Origin of the sequence: Oceanobacillus sp. FSL W7-1281 (genome assembly GCF_037969835.1) — a bacterium.
Classification (GTDB): domain Bacteria; phylum Bacillota; class Bacilli; order Bacillales; family Amphibacillaceae; genus Oceanobacillus; species Oceanobacillus oncorhynchi.
Genome location: NZ_CP150214.1, coordinates 2,033,973 through 2,050,264 on the forward strand (window position 1 = coordinate 2,033,973; position 16,292 = coordinate 2,050,264).

Below are 16,292 nucleotides of genomic sequence, written 5' to 3' on the forward strand. Positions count from 1 at the left end.
TAGCTCTTAGGATCGGTTTTTTATTTTCGCAATGTGATTTGATTTTCCCTTTTAATCGTCGATCTATATATACTTTTTTAAACTCTTAAGCTTTCACACTTTGACCTCTAACTTCCACTCTCTTTCTCTTATTTGCAAACAATGTAATCGAAAAAGATAATATAAAAGCAGCAAGCATGGCGATGATAAATCCGTATGGATTATCAGATAAAAATGGTGTGGTGAATGTTGGAACGTAGGCGGTTCCGCGAACGTCGAACAAGCCGACTAGTGCGCCGCCGACTCCGGCAGATAGAATGGCACCGGCGAATACGATTTTATTAGAGAACATGAACGGATAGGCTGCTTCTACAAATGTTCCGAATCCCATATTAATCAAGAATCCTGGAGTAGCAGCAGCTGCTTCTCCTTTCTCCCTCGGAGCAACGATGTTTGCTAAGTTGATTCCAGCAGATACCATAACTAAACCAACCATATCAATGGCTCCCAAGAAGCTTACGCCTGTTTTTTCCATTTCTAATAATACGATTGGCAGAATAGCTGCATGGTATATCCCGCCTAGAATGGCCGGCCAGATAAGCAGACCGCCTAGCAAACCAGCTAAAATAGGGTTAAATGCAATGGCTGCCTCGATTGCAATTTTAATTCCATCCCCGATAAACAATGCGATTGGTGCAAATAAAAAGTAAACTAACAGCCCTGCGAATAAACCCGCTAAGCCTCCAGTGACGATATTTACGGTTGTCATCGGAAATTTCCAGCTGATGCATTTTTGAAAGAAATAATGTACGAAAACACCTGCTAAAATACCGCCGATGAGACCGCCGATAATGCCGCCATTGACGGATAATACACCAGCTACAACCCCGGCTACAATTGATACCTCGTCTAAATTAGACACTTGTTTGGCGGCAATTGCAGCGATAATAATCGGAAGCGCTCCAATCATTATATCAAAAATATCTTCTAGACCACCGAATATCGGAATCTTACTTAACGCAAGAACAAGCGCCATCGCAATAAAACCAGGCAATGCAGAAACCATGATGCCGCGGATATTAATATTTTTCCAAATGCTTCCGCTGTTTTCCGTATCCATTTTACTTGTAGATCCGATAATTGGCTTATATTTTACATCCCAATATTTTGCAAGGGAGCTAATGAACGAAATTGCTCGCGTTCGGTTCGTTGTCCCAGTTGTTCCCGATTTAGCAATGACATTCGCACCTTGTGCGCTGATAGTTGCCATGGACGTTCCGCCTGTTCCGACGATCGGTATGTTCCTTTGAATGGCTGCGTTAATGACATTTTGATTGGCGCCCTTTGGATCCGCGCTCATGACGATTAACCCATCCACGGTTTGATTAAGTATAAGTGCAGCTATCTGCTCGTCTGTCTGTTTTGCTTGTTCGTTTATTTGTTCTAATGTATTTGGAGGACTTTGTGTAACTTGCCCTTCTTCATCTAGACTAAAAAGACTTGTTTTTGAGCTTGCTTTTGCTTGATCCATGGAAACGTCAGAAGCAATAAATTGAACGGCAGCGATGTTAAAATCTGCAGCACTGCATTGGTTTTCAATTTCATTTAATAATTTCCTTGGATTTTTTCCTCCTAAATTGTACAGGTTGCCGCCGGAGCTACCTATGATAGCTATATTTTTCAAGATTATTCCCCCAGTAGAAAATTTCAATAAACAGGTTTTTAACACATTAGTATTTTATCATACTAAAGCGATAAAGTCTTTAAAGATTTAAAAGAAAGTGATTTCAGCGGCTAGGGAGTAGATTTCCAAGATTCTGTTTAACAGATAATTTCGTTTTTAATGTCTTGTATTTATTGAAATGAAATTTATCACAGTGTAACTGGCTGGGATTGGATGGGGCTGCGATTACTCGTCTCATCGAAGAACTTTTGTGCGTCGAAAAATCCCCACTGAAGGAAGTTTCACTTTATCGAATGCTGATTTCTTTTTTTGAATAACTTCATCGAATTTTGTCTTATTTTACTTTAGATTCCTCTTTTGATATAATCATCAATCATTGAGAGCAGTAAAGGAGAAGATGAAATGGATTGGATAGAAAATATAAATTGGGAGCAGCTTCTATTAGATACTGGATTTATTCTTTTAAAATTGATTGGAACACTTATTGTATTTTATATTGTACGTGCTATTGGAAAGCGATTTATTCGGAATTCCTTTTCCAAAGCACAAGTGAAGAAGAAAATGTCGGCTGGCAGAACGAAAACGCTGCAGTCTTTAACCATTAGTACGTTTTCTTACGCTTTACTATTTGTTACGCTAGTGGTTATTCTTGGTATTTTTGACATTAATGCTACTGGTTTGATTGCCGGGGCTGGTGTAGTAGGTTTAGCTATTGGCTTTGGTGCACAGGGGTTAGTCAGTGATGTAGTTACAGGCTTTTTCTTATTGTTGGAGAAGCAGGTGGATGTTGGTGATTATGTAACAGCTGCAGGATATGATGGGGTTGTAGAAGATGTCGGACTTAGAACAATGCAAATTCGCAGTTTTGATGGCACGTTAAACTATGTACCTAATCGGGAAGTTACCTCTCTAAGCAACCACACCCGTGGGAATATGCAGGCTTTAGTAGATATTGTCATTCCATACAGTGATAATATTGATGAAGCAGTTGGCATTATTCAAACCGTTTGTGATGAAATGAAAGAAATGAATTCTAAAATCATAGAAGGACCCAATGTAATTGGTGTCCAAACGTTTGATACAGCTGCGGTAACTTTACGGGTTATTGCTAAGACAGAAATGATGGAGCAATGGGCAATAGAACGTGATTTACGAAAAGCGATCAAAGAAGCGCTTGATGCAAATCAGGACGATCCAGAAAAAACATACGCCGAACAGCCGCAGGGATAGGTGAAGGCATAAGGAAATAATTTAGTATGAAGAAAAGTGTTATTTTGTAAGAAAAGGGCTATCGAATATTTTCGATGGCTTTTTTTGCGCTTCTAAGAAGGTAAAACCCGCTTTCAAGGCTCCCTTTAACGAATGCCGAGTTTTCTTTATTTGATTTTATCTAAGTGGAAAATAAAAGGTAAGGCAGAAATGCTCTGGTCATTATAAAAAACAATTGCTTCTTATTTTCTTAAAAAAAGAAATAATCTCCATCTTATTGCAGGACTTTTGAATCAATTTTCTTTCTGAAGAAGATGTTTTTTATTTAGGCAGTCATAGATACACGTACATCCTGTATAATAGTGTCATGATAAAGATACATATATTTTTTCTTTTACTAAGCAACAAAGAACGAGGAACAAAATATTTATTGCTGAGCGGGTAAGAGATAATGAGCATTTGCAAAATAAGCTTTAGGAGTGAGTTGGTTGAGAAGTATTTTTCGTAAAGATGAGAGAGAAGAGAGTTTATTGGAAAGCAGTAAAGAAGTAACTGTCGTTTTAGAGAGGCTGCAGCAAACCGATTTAGCGTTACAGCTGAAAATATCCAGGTTAACAAAGCAGGATTTGGCTGTTGCCAGATTATTGAAGCCGGTGATCCAAGAAAATATTGATATTATTATTGATGCTTTCTATGCAAATTTGGCACTTTCTCCAGAGTTAATGGGTATTATTAAAGACAACAGTTCAGTCAGCCGATTAAAACAAACATTGGCAACACACGTTATAGAGATGTTTTCCGGAGAAATTAATCAAGCGTTTATTGACAAGCGCCGGAGGATTGCTCAGGTGCATGTACATATTGGTTTGCAGCCTAAATGGTATATCGCTTCCTTTCAAGAGCTTTTCTTTCAAATATCCAAGCTGGTATCAGATACATATCAGGACAAAGAAAACTTTTTAAATGCTATACAGGTGGTAAATAAGCTGCTGAATTTCGAGCAGCAGATCGTCTTAGAAGCATATGAAGCAGATATTGAAGAGAAAAGGGCTGTAATGGATGAAAAGAATCAAAAACTGATTACTTCCATGAGAGAAACAGCAGAGAATCTGAGCTTCTTGTCTTCGGAAACGAATCAGTCTGTGATAAAAATGGTGAATCAGGCAAATCGAATCAATCAAATATCCAAGCAAGGGGAAGAAATTGCAGCCGCCACAAGTGAATCAGCACAGCAGGGGATGGAGCAGACACAGACAACGAATGCAGGCATGTCCCATTTGGATAAGCATATGGCACTTGTCGTAGAAAGGTTGGAACAATTAACGGGCAGTGCCGAAAAAATCAAATCGGTGATTTCTATTGTTGAGTCGATTGCGGGACAGACAAATTTATTAGCTTTAAATGCGTCTATCGAAGCAGCAAGAGTAGGAGAACAAGGCAAAGGCTTTGCTGTGGTAGCGGATGAGGTGCGTAAACTTGCGGAGCAGTCAGCGCAAGCTGTTGCTGAAGTAAGCGATTTGATCCTGGAGACAAACGAACAGGTTGCAAATAGCCGGGAAGCGATTAGAGAAACGCAGGAAGAAGTAACATCCGTCCGTGAACAAACAGCGAAAACAGCAGAAATATTAGGCAAGGTTTCTGAATCTATGGCCCGTATCTCACAAAACAGCAGTCAGATTCAACAATCATTGGAAGAAAATCAGCAAAGTATCAGTGAAGTAGAATCTTCCATGGGTGAGATTGAGAATTACTCTCTAAAATTTAATGAAATGGAATGATGGCTTGTTATTACCGTAATTTTAAAAACGTTTAAAGAATCTTGACGGAATGAGGAATATACATGAGACAATCCTATTTTTATTTAAAGCTGGAATCCCACGAGCTGCCAATGGCTTATAAAAAAGAGAATCGCCGTGTGCGGGTATTATTGCCAAAAGATTATGGGAAAGAGAAGGATCGGCATTATCCTGTCGTGTATATGCATGACGGGCAAAATGTTTTTTACAGCAGTGAAGCCTATAGCGGCTATTCATGGAAGGTGATTCCGGCAATAAAAAGGAATCCGGATTTGCCCAAAATGATTATTGTCGGGATTGATAATGGCGAAAGAGACCGCATTAATGAATATACACCATGGAAAATAACGGAAAGCCCGCTTCCGGAGGATATTGAATTGGGAGGAAGAGGCGCTGAATTTGCTGAATTTATTATGACGGTAGTAAAGCCTTTTATCGATGAACATTATCGAACCAAACCGGATAAACGCCATACGGCAATGATTGGCAGCTCCCTTGGCGGAAATATTTCTGCTTTTATGGGAATTGAATATAAAGATCAAATCGGGGGTCTGGGGATTTTTTCACTTGCAAATTGGATTACTAACAAAGCGTTTGACCATTACATGGAAAGAGGAACGTTAGATCCGGAACAGCGTGTGTATATCCAAGTCGGGACAGAGGAAGGAGACGACGCGGACCGGCAGTTAATGTATGGAAATATGAAGCAGGCGTATATTGACTGTTCGCTGAAGTATTATAAACAGCTGATCAAAGGCGGTATTTCTATCGACCATATCGATTTAAATATTTTTTCGGATGAGGAGCATAACGAGGAAGCCTGGTCAAAGCATCTTCCGGAATGTTTTCGATTTTTAGGTGCAAATTGGTGATCGAGATAGCTGTTTAAAAATTGATAGAACCCGTCGGAAATCATTGTGATTTTGAGGTAATTCATGGTTGATTACCTTCATCAAATGGGATGAACGGCGGTTTCTTTCGAGTGTTTTTTAATTATCTAATCTTATTTGACAATTTTCTAAAAATTATATTGATTTTAAATTGAAAAAATGGTATTTTAACAGGTAATCTAATGATTTTTACCTAGGTAACGAGAGGAGAAATAATATGAATTATATCCTAATTTCACCATATTATCCCAAAAATTTTCAGATTTTTGCGCATCGTTTAAAAAGTGCGGGTGTTCAAGTATTTGGAATTGGGGAAGAGCCTTATGATCAATTGGGGTCACAATTACAAAAATCGTTAAGCGAATATTATCGGGTCAATAGTTTAGAAAATGTCGATGAAGTAAAACGAGCTGTAGCATTTTTGTTTTTCAAGCATGGTCCGATTGACCGGATCGAGTCCAATAATGAACACTGGTTAGAGCTTGATGCGCAGCTTCGTGAACAATTTAATGTGTATGGAAATAAAACAGCTGACTTGAAAAAGGTAAAGTTTAAATCGGAAATGAAAAAGCTGTTTAAAAAAGCTGGTGTGCCAGTAGTTGAGGGCTGTGTCGTAAAAAATAAAAAGGATTTGTCGAAAGCTGTGGAAAAATTAGGGCTTCCTGTGATTGCGAAGCCGGACAATGGTGTCGGCTCTGCTGCGACCTTTAAATTGAGTTCAGATGAAGATATACGTCATTTTGAAGCGGAATGGCAGGAAACAACCGTTTATTTCCTGGAACCTTATGTGGAAGGCGGAAAGCTGTGTACGTTTGATGGCCTGACGGATCAAAATGGAGATATTGTTTTCCAGACAAGTTTTACATATAATGTGCCGACATTAGAGCTCGTTCAGGGTCAGCTGGATCTATTCTATGTTATTCAGAAGGAAATTGATCCGAAGCTTGAAGCATACGGGAAAGCGATTGTGAAAGCCTTTGGCATGAAGGAGCGTTTTTTCCATATTGAGTTTTTTCAATTAGAAAATGGAGATTATGTGGCACTGGAGTATAATAATCGTCTGGCTGGCGGCTATACCATTGATATGTATAACTATGCTTATTCCGTTGATTTATTTGCACAGTACGCTTCTTTGGTAACAGGAGGCGAATTTAAGAAGCCGGAGGTTCCCAATCAATATTGTATTGGAGTTACCCAGCGGGACGCCTATCAATACCAAAACGATACCAAAGCAATCCGTGATAAATTTGGGGACAGGGTAAAGTTTGCTGAGCGTATGCCGGAAGCATTTGCCCATCTGCAGGGAAATCAATTTTATGCAATCAATGCGGATACGGAAGAAGAGGTTAATGAAATTACTCGTTTTGTACATGAACGAAAAAAATAGAGACAGGGGATTTGACGATGCATATGGAACAGTTAAGCCATTGGAGCGGAGAATTAGGAAGGGAGATGCCATTAAACAGATATGGACACAGCGGTACACCGATTATTGTGTTTCCATCATCCGGCGGGTCACATTATGAATACTATGATTTTGGAATGATTGATGCATGTCAGGAATTTATTGAAGCAGGGAAGGTGCAATTTTTCGCCTTAGCCAGCGTGGATAGCGAGAGCTGGCTGCATGATTCCAAGCCGCCGCATGATCGCGCATTAGCTCATGAGGCGTACGATCGTTATGTCATTTCAGAAGCAATTCCATTTATTCAGCATAAAACAAACTGGTTCCATCCAATGATGACAACCGGCTGCAGCATGGGGGCTTATCATGCGCTGAACTTTTTCTTAAGACACCCGGATGTTTTTCAAAAGACGGTGGCCCTCAGCGGTATATACGATGCACGCTTCTTTTTCGGAGATTATGGAAATGATCCGCTTGTCTATGAAAATTCACCGAGTGATTATATCTGGAATCAAAATGATGGCTGGTTTATCAATCATTACCGTACAGCCAATATTATTGTCTGTACAGGGCTTGGGGACTGGGAGCAGGATGGACTGCCTTCATTTTATACACTGAAAAAAGCGTTTGAGGAGAAGCAGATTCCTGCCTGGTTCGACGAATGGGGCGAAGATGTTTCTCATGATTGGATTTGGTGGCGGAAGCAAATGCCTTATTATCTGGAAAAATTGTTTTCCTAAAATGCTAAAACACTAGTACAATAAAAGTACTGGTGTTTTTTAATGGGGAAAATTCGGTAGAGGGAGCAGGAATACGCTTTCTGCTGAAAAATAGATGGATAAAGAGGTTAAAAGATGAAACGAACAAAGAAAACCAAAAGGAATTTAAAAAGAGGGATTATATTTAGCGTTCTCCTGCTGGCAATGCTTTCATTGCTGATTAAAGTATATTTCGATACAAGCACCTTTAAGATTAATAGAGAGCACTTTTCCAGTGTGAAGCTGGAGGCTGGTACAGAACTATCCGTGCTGCAAATAACGGATGTACATAGCCGTTTATTCGGGGAAGGTAATGAACAGGTGCTTGAGAAGGTAAGAGAGCTGGATGCGGATATCATTGTGTTGACAGGGGATTTGATTGACCGGAAAACAGAAGATTTGGAGGTAGCATTTGAACTGGCTGAAGCTTTAGTACAGATAAACCCGGAGACTTATTTTGTCACTGGCAATCATGAGCATGAAAATCCGGAGAAAGAGGCTTTTTTGGCTGAGTTAGAGAAGAGAGGAGTACGGATTCTAAGCAATGAACATACGCAATTTGAAAAAGATGGCCAGCTGTTTAATATGGCTGGCGTGAATGACGTATCCACAAATCATGAAGATATATCTTCGGCTTTTTCCGGCTTAGATACAGAAAAATATACCATTCTACTTTCTCATGCTCCCTCCGTTATTCAGAAATATCCGGATGTAGCTGCGGATATCGTGTTAAGCGGTCATACTCATGGCGGACAGGTAAGACTGCCGTTCATAGGGGCGCTTGTTGCTCCGGATGAGGGACTGCTGCCGGAATTGCAGAAGGGCGTATATCCATTAGGCGATGCGCGTTATTTGTATATTGACAGCGGTCTGGGGACTTCTGCATTGCCAATACGATTTCTTAACCAGAGTCAGATCAGTTTGATTACGATTCAATCGGAACAATAATATAAAATAAGCGATGCCAGCTTTTTTACTAAGGTATTGCTTATTTTTATTATAGAACCTGTCATTTAATTAACGGAATACATTTTGATATAATAGAAAAACAGATTGTATTTACATAAAATAAGACAGTTTTAAGGGGGATTTTCTTTTTCATGGGCAATCAACAAGGACTGAAGACAGCTAAAACGGTAAATGAGAGAAGAGAGGAGTTATTGGAGGCTTATCCTGTTTGGAATCGGGATACAATCGCTGCTCATTTTCAAAAAAGTGTGGAAGCTTATGCGGATCAAGCTTTCATGCATATTAGCGGGGTAACGTACACCTATCAAAATGTATGGGATCATGCTGTAGAAATAGCGAAAGCGCTTATACATAATGGAGTGAAAAGGCGCGATCATCTTGCTGTTTTACTGGATAATGATGCAGCCTATCCGTCTCTTATGATAGCTTCATCGATGGTCGGGTCTGTGTTCATTCCACTGAATTCCATGCTTTCGAAAGCGGAATTAACCTATATATTACGGCAGTCAGATACGAATCATTTAGTTGTGCATGAAACAGTGAAGGATAAACAACACGCTCAAACAGTCGCAGAGTTATGGCAAACAAAAGAATTTCAAGATAGTGCTTCGCTGGAAAAAGTAATTTGTATGGAGACAGATGGAGATACGGAAATCTTGAATTCCTTTATTAAATGGGAGGATTTCCTGCACGCTGGGCAAGCGGTTTCCGATAAAGAGTGGAAGAAGCGTTGGGATGCTTCGCTATATCCGGATGAAGCAACTATTATTATGTACACTTCTGGTTCCACGGGAAGTCCTAAAGGGGTTATGCTGACACATGATATGCTGCTCCGCTGTGCATTTAGTACATGCTACAGCCGAGCTATTGAGAAAGGGCGGATTACATTTGCACCATTGCCGTTCTATCATTGCTTTGCCATTGTTGAAGCGATACTGGCTATGTCTTTTGTTGGCGGTTCTTTTATTTCTGCGCTTGGAGCATCCCCGTTAAAATCACTGGAATTAATGGAAAAATATCGTGCGAATGATTACTTATGTGTTCCATCTACCCTGGTAGCCTTATTAAATCATCCAAAGGTGTCAGCATTTGATTTGTCCTCGCTTTTTGCGATGTGGTGCGGGGCTGCACCTGCTCCCGTTCCCGTATGGAAAAAAGCCATGGATACGCTGGGGTTGACGGAAATGATTACCGGGTATGGACAGACGGAAGTAAGCTCCTCGGGGGTGACAACAGAACTGGGGGATTCTTTAGAAATGATTTCGACAAGAGTAGGGCGTCCTAAATTAGCGGGTTCTAGCGGGCTTTCGGAGTTCCAAGGACATGCAACAGAATATAAAACCATCGATCCGCAAAATGGAAAGGATTTAGAAGCGGGAACTGTTGGGGAATTAACTGTCCGCGGTCCATCTGTGACAAGCGGATACTATAATAAGCCTGAAGAAACAGCGGCAGTTATTGACAAAGATGGCTGGCTGCGTACCGGCGATGTCGGAAGAATAGATGAAAATGGCTATGTACAGCTTTTAGGCCGCAGTAAAGAAATGTATAAGGTTTCCGGAGAGCTGGTTGCTCCAAGAGAAGTAGAGGCGGTTATTTCCGAACATCCAGCCGTTGCACAAGCGGGTGTGATAGGGGTTCCTGATTCGATGACAACAGAAATTGGGGCTGCGTTTATTGAAGTGTATGATGGAGAAGCTGTTACGAGAAAAGAAATCGTCCAGTGGTGTACAGATAAGCTGGCACGTTTTAAAATACCTAGATATGTCTGGATTATATCAGCTTCAGATTGGCCGCTGACAAGCACTGGAAAAATTCAAAAATTTCGTTTGCAGGAAATGGCGGAGGAGAAGTTAAACCGCCCATAATAAGTAAGATAGAGAAACGTATAGGAGGAAATAGGAATGACACAAGAATGGCACCAGCATCAAATGCGAGTGCAATACAAGGATACAGATCAAATGGGGGTTGTTCATCACGGAAACTATATTACCTGGTTTGAGGTAGCGCGGACAGAGTGGATGAGGCATTTTGATATGTCCTATCACGCAATTGAAGAAGAGGGGCTGCTTTTACCGGTATTGGACGTGAATGCTGTATATAAAAGCTCAGCAAGATTTGATGATTTGGTTGTATTGTTTACACGTATTGAGCAGTATTCCCCGATCCGGTTAGTTTTTGAATATGAAGCGAGAAGAATAACGGAAGAAGATTGGCGGGCTAATGGGTTAGATCATACTACAGCAGATGAACCTTATGGGGAATTACTCACCACAGGAAAAACAACACATATGTGGGTGAATAAGGCGTGGAAGCCGGTGAAGCTTCGCAAAACGCATCCTGAACTGTATGAGAAAATACAGCGGATTGCTGACTAGATGAATAGGGAGAGGGAGTTCAAAATGGAATATGATGTGATTATTATTGGTGCGGGATCCATGGGGATGTCAGCGGGTTATTATTTAACAGAAGCGGGACAGAAAGTGGCGCTTATTGATTCATATGATCCTCCGCATGAAGAGGGCTCTCATCATGGAGGAACAAGGCTAATCCGTCATGCCTATGGAGAAGGCGGGAATTATGTTCCATTGGCATTACATGCACAAAAACTGTGGGAAGAGCTGGATGAAAAAACGGAGGAACGCATATTTTTAAATACAGGTGTTCTTAATTTTGGTACAAAAGGAAATGTGTTTTTAGAGACCGTTCAAAAATCTGCAGAGGAATATCAGCTTCCGCTGGATGTCATGACAGCAGAAGAAATTAATACACGCTGGCCGGGGTTTCAATTAGATGCTGACGCTGTCGGCTATTTTGAGAGAAATTCGGGCGTATTGTTCAGTGAAAATGCTGTTCGCGCTTATCGGACCTTAGCAGAAAAAAATGGTGCAGATTTATATACAAACAGATCTGTTCAAGCGATTGAAACAACAGCTGATCAAGTTACCGTAAAACTAAACGATGACGAAATAAAAGGGAAGAAGCTGCTTATCTCTGCCGGAAAGGGTACTAATCAAGTAACAAAGCTGCTTGATACCACGCTGCCCCTCACACCAGTGCGTAAAACATTCTGCTGGTTTACAGCAGCAGAAGAAGCGAATTATACAGAAGGATCTTTTCCGGGCTGGGGCTATGTTGATGAGGAAAGTACATATTATGGTTTTCCAAGTATCGACGGTGCAGGTTTGAAAATTGGCAGGCATGATTTAGGACATCCATTAGATTATTCAGGAAAGCTGGATCCGTTTGGAGCATACGCTGAAGATAAACAGGAGACGCTTGCCTTTGCGCATAAGCATTTCTCGAAGGATATAGTCCTTAAAGAAGGCAGGGTGTGTACATATACAAACACACCTGATGAAGATTTTATTATAGATTATTTGCCGGGTCATACCAATATTGTCGTTGCCTGCGGATTTTCCGGTCATGGTTTTAAATTTGCCAGCGGAATCGGGGAAAGCTTAGCCAGGTTATTAACGGATAGGGAACTCGCAGTGAGTTTAGAAAGCTTCCAGCTAAGTCGATTTGATGGATATTAATAGAATGAAAACAAAGGTGTATCCGTTTGTTTAATAGGATACACCTTTGTTTCTTAAGTATTTGCTTCCTCTTGATCTACTAAATGACAAGCTACAAAATGTCCTGGCTCTCTTTCCTTGAATACAGGTGTTTCATTTTTACAAATATCCATAGCAAATGGACAGCGAGTATGAAATTTGCATCCAGAAGGGGGAGAGGCAGGATTAGGTAAATCTCCTTTCAACAAAATACGTTCGCGCCGTTTGGTCGGGTCAGGAATGGGAACCGCAGACAGCAATGCTTTTGTATAAGGATGCTGCGGGTTCTCGTATAATTGATCCCTGCTGGCCAGCTCCATCATAGTACCTAAGTACAGAACGCCTATCCGGGAGCATAGATGCTCTACCACACTTAAATCATGAGAAATAAATAGATAGGATAAATTTCTTTTTTCCTGCAGCTCTTGAAAAAGGTTGATAATTTGCGCTTGTATGGATACATCTAGTGCGGAAACTGGCTCATCCGCTACAATAAATTCCGGGTTCATAATCATGGCCCGGGCGATGCCGATTCGCTGACGCTGGCCGCCGCTGAATTCATGCGGATATTTATTGATATGATACGTTGGCAGCCCGCATAGTTCCATCGTTTCCATCACTTTTTCCTTCACGTTCTTTTTTGTTGCTAAACCGTGGTCCAGTAAAGGCTCTGCGAGGGCATCCCCAATCCGTAACCGCGGGTTTAAAGAGCTGAATGGGTCTTGAAAGACGAATTGCATTTTCGTACGCAAGTGACGCATTTCTTTTTTATCTAATTCAAAAACATTTTTTCCATGATATTTGATTTCTCCATTGGAAATATCTTGAAGGCGCAGAATTGATTTACCGATGGTGCTTTTCCCGCTGCCAGATTCTCCGACCAGGCCGAATGTTTCTCCCTCTTTAATATGAAAAGTCACATTATCAACGGCTTTAATATACTCATTATTTTTACTAAACATTTTTTCTTTTGTTTTATATTTTTTCTCAAGCTGATGGACTTGAATAAGCGATTCCTGTGTCATTTGTGTACCACCTCATTTTCGTAAAGCCAGCAGGCGACTTTATGTGCATCGCTGTCATCGCTTTTTAGCTCGGGTGTTTGCTGTGTGCAAATTTTCATGCAGTGTTCACAGCGGTCAGCAAAGTAGCAGGAGGGCTTTAAATCAACCAGCTTCGGAACCTGCCCTGGAATGGTATACAGCTTTTTCTTTCGGGATCCGAGGATGGGCTTGGCTTGCAATAAACCTTTCGTGTAAGGGTGCTTCGGATTAGCAAATATCTCTTCTACCCTGCCTTGCTCAACTACTTTGCCGGCATACATTACTACAACCCTGTCTGCTACTTCAGCTACGACACCAAGATCATGTGTGATTAGCAGCATGGACATATTTGTTTCTTCCTTTAAATCCTGTAATAAATTCAATACCTGTGCTTGTATCGTGACATCGAGTGCTGTTGTCGGTTCATCTGCAATAAGCATCTTCGGGTCGCAGGCAAGCGCAATGGCAATCATTACGCGTTGAAGCATGCCCCCCGACAATTGATGCGGATAAGATTTAATAATTTGTTCACCGCGTCCAATACCAACCATTTTTATCAGTTCAAGTGATTTTTTTGTTGCTTGTTTTTTGGAAATCGCCTGATGCTCTAATAAGACTTCTGTCATTTGTTCTCCTATTGTCATAACAGGGTTCAGGGAGGTCATTGGCTCTTGGAAAATCATAGATAGCTCATTTCCGCGAATTCTGCGCATATTTCCTTTCGAAAGCTTGGTGAGATCTTTACCTGCTAAATTTATTTCTCCTTCTACCTTTGATGTATCGGGAAGCAGCCCCATAATAGACATGGCTGTAACACTTTTTCCACATCCAGATTCTCCGACGATGCAGACAGTTTCTCCTTGATAAACGTCAAAGTTGATTCCGTCCACAGCTTTTACCAATCCGTCTTCTGATTGAAAGTGTGCTTTTAACTGATGAACGGATAAAAGCGGTTCTTGTTGTGCCATGTAATTACCTTCCTTTCATGTTTGGATCAATGGAGTCGCGCAGTCCATCGCCTAATAGATTTACCGCAATAACTGTAATAAAAATGGCTACACCAGGCGGAATCCAAAGCCATGGCCTGTTGGTAAAATCAATTAACGTATTCGCTGTATTAATCATGTTTCCCCATGAGGCAGTTGGCGGGACAACACCCAATCCGAAGAAGCTTAATACCGATTCGCTTAAAATAGCTCCGCCGACACTTAACGTAGCCGTTACAATCAATAAAGGAACAACGTTGGGAAGAAGATGATTTAATACTTTTCGTTTATCACGCAGCCCCAATACTTCGGTTGCTACCATAAACTCTCTTTCTCTTAAACTGAGAACCTGGCTGCGGATCAATCGTGCGAGGCTCGGCCAGTTTACCAGACTTAACATAATCATAACAATATATAATCTCTGCTCTGCCGGCACCTGCCACTCTGACATAATAGCAGCCATGATAAAAAGAAGCGGAAGGCCGGGTAAGGTCATTAAAATATCAGCAATACGCATTACAATTTGGTCGATAATACCGCCATAATATCCTGCAAGAATACCAAGAATTCCGCCAATCGTAACAGCAAGGAACATCGCCCCAATTCCGACAGTCAAGGAAATTCTGCCGGCCAGCATTAATCTGGTAAGTACATCTCTTCCTAAATGATCTGTGCCAAGCCAGTGCGATAAACTAGGAGCCTGATGTATAGCTTGCGAATTAGTGCCTGCAGTCATATACGGAGAGAAGAAAGGCCCGACGAAGCTGAATAAAAACACTAATAAAAGAATAAGTAATCCGGCAATTGCCATTTTTCTTTTTAAAAATCGTTTCAAAACTTCTTTCCATAAAGAAGATTTTTGAACAGTGTGATCTGATTGAATCATTTCATTACTTGAATAAGCCATTGTGCTCGCCCCCTCTACTATTTAACTCTGACACGAGGGTCAGCAATTCCATATAGAATATCTGCGATTAAATTACTAATAACAGTTAGTACAGCAATAAACATGGTAAAGCCCATTAATAAAGGATAATCCCTTACAGAAAAAGCCTGCATATAGATAGCGCCGATTCCCGGCCAGTTGAAAATCTGCTCTGTGATAATTGCTCCGCTGAATAGTGCCGGAAGCTCAAAAGCAAATAAAGTGATGGCGGGGAGGAGGGCATTTCTTAATGCGTGTTTATAAATAACAACTTTTTCCTTTAACCCTTTTGCTCTTGCGGTACGCACGAAATCCTGTTTTACTACTTCCAGCATATTTGTCCGGAAATACCTGGTCAGGCCGCCAATTCCAAGCATAGTCAAAACAATGACAGGAAGTACCATATGCTCTGCGATATCTTTTATGCGGGCCCAACCTGTATAATCTGCTCCTGAAGTCGTCATACCGCCGGCAGGAAACCAGCCTAGGTCAACAGCAAAAAATTTAATAGCAATCAGACCAAGAAAGAAAGAGGGGATGGCCATCGCTCCGAAAACAAGAATCGTAATAAAGGAATCAAAAAAAGAATATTGTTTCGTTGCTGAGATAACCCCGATAACAAGTGCGATTCCCCATGTTAAGAATAAAGATGCAAAAGCAACGATAAAAGAGCTCCATATGTAATCATTAAGAACTTCCGTAACAGGCCGCTGGAATTGAAGGGAGTAACCTAAATCTCCCTGAAATAAATTTCCCAGCCAAATAAAGTAGCGGGCAATGGTAGGCTGGTCAAAACCATATAGTGCATATAATTCCGCTTTTCTTTCCGCTGTTAAATTTGGATCTGTATCAATGAAATTACCTGGAATCAAGGAATACAAAAAGAAAATAAGAATAGATGCGCCAATCAGCGTTGGGATTAAATAAAGTAACCGTTTGACAAAATAATTGTTCATGTTGATGCCCTCCTTTTAACTCATGATTGATATAAGGCTGCAAATTTTAAAAAACAATATGTAAAAAGTTATTATTTCTATAAAAAAGCAAGAAGATTCCTATCTAAAATGAAGACAGGAATCAACTGCTTTATA

At 40.7% G+C, this 16,292-nt stretch carries 14 protein-coding genes; 9 read left to right on the top strand and 5 right to left on the bottom strand.

Features of this window, described 5'->3' with window-relative positions; translation table 11 throughout:
- Nucleotides 1-85: 85 nt before the first annotated feature.
- Nucleotides 86-1,663: a PTS sugar transporter gene (locus MKX55_RS10175; RefSeq protein WP_339237955.1), complete on the bottom strand. Its 1,578-nt coding sequence runs from the start codon at nt 1,661-1,663 to the stop codon at nt 86-88.
- Nucleotides 1,664-2,065: 402 nt separating this feature from the next.
- Between MKX55_RS10175 and MKX55_RS10180 the strand changes: the two genes are divergently transcribed.
- From MKX55_RS10180 to solA, 9 genes are all read left to right on the top strand, one after another.
- Nucleotides 2,066-2,893 (top strand): mechanosensitive ion channel family protein, encoded by an 828-nt coding sequence (locus MKX55_RS10180; RefSeq protein ID WP_339184621.1) that lies wholly within the window; start codon nt 2,066-2,068, stop codon nt 2,891-2,893.
- A 467-nt stretch (nt 2,894-3,360) separates the two neighbouring features.
- Complete coding sequence (locus tag MKX55_RS10185) at nt 3,361-4,650, top strand: globin-coupled sensor protein (RefSeq protein ID WP_339237957.1); 1,290 nt, start codon at nt 3,361-3,363, stop codon at nt 4,648-4,650.
- 62 nt (nt 4,651-4,712) lie between these two features.
- Nucleotides 4,713-5,540 (top strand): alpha/beta hydrolase-fold protein, encoded by an 828-nt coding sequence (locus MKX55_RS10190; RefSeq protein ID WP_339237959.1) that lies wholly within the window; start codon nt 4,713-4,715, stop codon nt 5,538-5,540.
- A gap of 235 nt (nt 5,541-5,775) precedes the next feature.
- On the top strand, nt 5,776-6,945 hold the full coding sequence (locus MKX55_RS10195; protein ID WP_339237961.1) for an ATP-grasp domain-containing protein: 1,170 nt from the start codon (nt 5,776-5,778) through the stop codon (nt 6,943-6,945).
- 17 nt (nt 6,946-6,962) lie between these two features.
- Nucleotides 6,963-7,703 (top strand): alpha/beta hydrolase-fold protein, encoded by a 741-nt coding sequence (locus MKX55_RS10200; protein ID WP_339184628.1) that lies wholly within the window; start codon nt 6,963-6,965, stop codon nt 7,701-7,703.
- Between the two features lie 114 nt (nt 7,704-7,817).
- Entirely contained in the window at nt 7,818-8,669 is an 852-nt protein-coding gene (locus tag MKX55_RS10205) for a metallophosphoesterase (RefSeq protein WP_339237963.1), read from the top strand.
- A 152-nt stretch (nt 8,670-8,821) separates the two neighbouring features.
- On the top strand, nt 8,822-10,558 hold the full coding sequence (locus MKX55_RS10210) for a class I adenylate-forming enzyme family protein (RefSeq protein ID WP_339237965.1): 1,737 nt from the start codon (nt 8,822-8,824) through the stop codon (nt 10,556-10,558).
- Nucleotides 10,559-10,594: 36 nt separating this feature from the next.
- Nucleotides 10,595-11,068 carry a thioesterase family protein gene (locus MKX55_RS10215; protein ID WP_339184634.1) on the top strand — a complete coding sequence of 158 codons (474 nt, stop codon included), beginning with the start codon at nt 10,595-10,597 and terminating at the stop codon, nt 11,066-11,068.
- Between the two features lie 24 nt (nt 11,069-11,092).
- Complete coding sequence (solA, locus tag MKX55_RS10220) at nt 11,093-12,229, top strand: N-methyl-L-tryptophan oxidase (RefSeq protein ID WP_339237967.1); 1,137 nt, start codon at nt 11,093-11,095, stop codon at nt 12,227-12,229.
- 53 nt (nt 12,230-12,282) lie between these two features.
- Here solA and MKX55_RS10225 read toward each other — a convergent pair whose 3' ends face one another.
- From MKX55_RS10225 to MKX55_RS10240, 4 genes are read right to left on the bottom strand one after another with little or no spacing between them, the layout of a single operon-like run.
- Complete coding sequence (locus MKX55_RS10225; RefSeq protein ID WP_339237969.1) at nt 12,283-13,272, bottom strand: oligopeptide/dipeptide ABC transporter ATP-binding protein; 990 nt, start codon at nt 13,270-13,272, stop codon at nt 12,283-12,285.
- The gene (locus tag MKX55_RS10230) at nt 13,269-14,258 is read right to left on the bottom strand and encodes an ABC transporter ATP-binding protein (protein ID WP_339184639.1); all 990 of its coding nucleotides are present in this window, start codon (nt 14,256-14,258) and stop codon (nt 13,269-13,271) included. The genes MKX55_RS10225 and MKX55_RS10230 overlap by 4 nt, the downstream gene beginning before the upstream one ends.
- A gap of 4 nt (nt 14,259-14,262) precedes the next feature.
- Nucleotides 14,263-15,183 carry an oligopeptide ABC transporter permease gene (gene opp4C, locus MKX55_RS10235; protein WP_339184641.1) on the bottom strand — a complete coding sequence of 307 codons (921 nt, stop codon included), beginning with the start codon at nt 15,181-15,183 and terminating at the stop codon, nt 14,263-14,265.
- Nucleotides 15,184-15,200: 17 nt separating this feature from the next.
- Nucleotides 15,201-16,157, bottom strand: coding sequence for an ABC transporter permease (locus MKX55_RS10240; RefSeq protein ID WP_339237970.1), 957 nt, complete (start codon nt 16,155-16,157; stop codon nt 15,201-15,203).
- Nucleotides 16,158-16,292: the final 135 nt, after the last annotated feature.

Bases quoted from the DNA above. Each gene is read 5' to 3' on its own strand.
- MKX55_RS10210 (WP_339237965.1), top strand. From the start codon at position 8,822: ATGGGCAATCAACAAGGACTGAAGACAGCTAAAACGGTAAATGAGAGA.
- solA (WP_339237967.1), top strand. From the start codon at position 11,093: ATGGAATATGATGTGATTATTATTGGTGCGGGATCCATGGGGATGTCA.
- MKX55_RS10195 (WP_339237961.1), top strand. From the start codon at position 5,776: ATGAATTATATCCTAATTTCACCATATTATCCCAAAAATTTTCAGATT.
- MKX55_RS10240 (WP_339237970.1), bottom strand. From the start codon at position 16,157: ATGAACAATTATTTTGTCAAACGGTTACTTTATTTAATCCCAACGCTG.
- MKX55_RS10190 (WP_339237959.1), top strand. From the start codon at position 4,713: ATGAGACAATCCTATTTTTATTTAAAGCTGGAATCCCACGAGCTGCCA.
- MKX55_RS10200 (WP_339184628.1), top strand. From the start codon at position 6,963: ATGCATATGGAACAGTTAAGCCATTGGAGCGGAGAATTAGGAAGGGAG.
- opp4C (WP_339184641.1), bottom strand. From the start codon at position 15,183: ATGGCTTATTCAAGTAATGAAATGATTCAATCAGATCACACTGTTCAA.
- MKX55_RS10230 (WP_339184639.1), bottom strand. From the start codon at position 14,258: ATGGCACAACAAGAACCGCTTTTATCCGTTCATCAGTTAAAAGCACAC.
- MKX55_RS10225 (WP_339237969.1), bottom strand. From the start codon at position 13,272: ATGACACAGGAATCGCTTATTCAAGTCCATCAGCTTGAGAAAAAATAT.
- MKX55_RS10205 (WP_339237963.1), top strand. From the start codon at position 7,818: ATGAAACGAACAAAGAAAACCAAAAGGAATTTAAAAAGAGGGATTATA.
- MKX55_RS10215 (WP_339184634.1), top strand. From the start codon at position 10,595: ATGACACAAGAATGGCACCAGCATCAAATGCGAGTGCAATACAAGGAT.
- MKX55_RS10180 (WP_339184621.1), top strand. From the start codon at position 2,066: ATGGATTGGATAGAAAATATAAATTGGGAGCAGCTTCTATTAGATACT.